The following is a 1668-nucleotide window of genomic DNA, read 5'->3' as shown; positions in this document are numbered from 1 at the left end:
AACACTTATTTTTACCCTGCTGCGGCAGCCAACTTGGTGTTTTCAAATTTAATTGATGTCCCATCGATTACCCATGGAAAGATCAGGGCAAACTATGCTGAAGTAGGTAATGATGCTCCTGCGCTGAGTTTATACAATGTATATACTTCACAGACAGGATACGGTTCTATTCCGATTTTTTCATTACCCAGCACGAGAAACAACAATTCCTTGTTACCTGAAAGACAAAAAAGTTTTGAAGCAGGTATGGAGTTAGACTTTTTCAGTAGTCTATTTGGTTTTGACATCACCTATTACAAGTCCAATACCATAAATCAAATTTTACCTGTCAATACCTCGGCAGCCAGTGGATACACCAAGAGGTTTGTCAATGCAGGAGAGGTGCAGAATCAAGGAGTTGAAGTTTCGGCTTTTGTGACTCCTATTCAGACAAGGGATTTTTCATGGACCATGAACCTGAATTACGCCAGGAATAGAAATGAAGTCATAAGTTTGTTTGGAGAAGGAGAAAACAAAGTATTGAATGTACCAATTGCTTCTTTTCAAGGTGGAGTTTCGGTAAATGCAGCAGTCGGTGAACCATATGGAATCATTAAGGGTAGGGATTTTATCTATACCAATGGACAACCTACAGTTAATGAAGACGGCTATTATATGGTTTCGGAAAACTCGGATGAAGTCATTGGAGATCCAAATCCTGACTGGATCGGTGGAATCAACAACACCCTTGCTTACAAAGGCATTTCTTTAGGTTTTCTTATTGATATTCGAAGTGGTGGAGACGTTTTTTCCTTGGATCAATACTACGGTGAAGGAACCGGTTTATACCCTAAAACAGCAGCTATCAATCAAAAAGGGTTTCCATCCCGTCTACCTGTAGAAGATGGTGGAGGAGTTTTGCTGCCTGGAGTGAAAGAAGATGGCAGTCCCAATGATATTTATGCAGAAAACCTAAATGGTGACGGGATCACTCCTTTTGGCTATGCTGCAAATAACTATGGCGAGTCCCCCCGCTCACTTTATACTTTTGACGGTAGCTTTGTAAAACTAAGAGAAGTTGCTCTTACTTATACACTGCCAGCTTCATTGATGCAAAAGATTGGAGTTTTCGAAAGTGTAGACTTACAATTTATCGGTCGAAACTTATGGATTATTCATAAGAACATGGAATTCTCTGATCCGGAGGAAGGATTAAGCTCCGGGAATGCCGGTAGAGGTTATCAAAGCGGAGCTTATCCTGCTTTAAAGAATTATGGTTTTAATGTTCGGTTAAATTTCTAAACCTGAAAAGATGAAAAAGATAATTATAACTATATTCTCCATGATACTGATGGTATCATGTGTAGAAAATTTAGAAGATTACAATGTGGATCAAAAGAGTGCTGCAAACGTACCGCCTGCCACCTTATATACCGGAGCAGTAAAAGAGCTTTCGGATGTGATTACTACACCTGATGTGAACGTCAATAACTATAGGTTTTATGTTCAGCACTGGACAACAACCCAATATTTGGATGAGCCTAGGTATAATATGACCACCCGGCTCATCCCACAAAATGTATGGCAAGCGTTGTATAGAGATGTTTTGGCAGATCTTGGAGAATCTAAAAGACTGGTGGAAGAAGATGCATTCACTACAGAGCCCGTGAAAGGCAATCAAATGGCCCA

Annotated in this window: 1 protein-coding gene and 1 pseudogene; both read left to right on the top strand. The window is 40.0% G+C overall.

What is annotated here, in order from left to right; all coding sequences use genetic code 11:
* Positions 1–1281, top strand: a pseudogene (locus tag AAC037_RS24210) (SusC/RagA family TonB-linked outer membrane protein); the annotation flags it as partial.
* Positions 1282–1291: 10 nt separating this feature from the next.
* On the top strand, positions 1292–1668 hold a 377-nt coding region (locus AAC037_RS24205), incomplete at its 3' end, for a SusD/RagB family nutrient-binding outer membrane lipoprotein (protein WP_339906246.1).

Origin of the sequence: uncultured Cyclobacterium sp., from assembly GCF_963976465.1 — a bacterium.
Classification (GTDB): domain Bacteria; phylum Bacteroidota; class Bacteroidia; order Cytophagales; family Cyclobacteriaceae; genus Cyclobacterium.
This window is presented reverse-complemented; position numbering and strand designations above follow the sequence as displayed.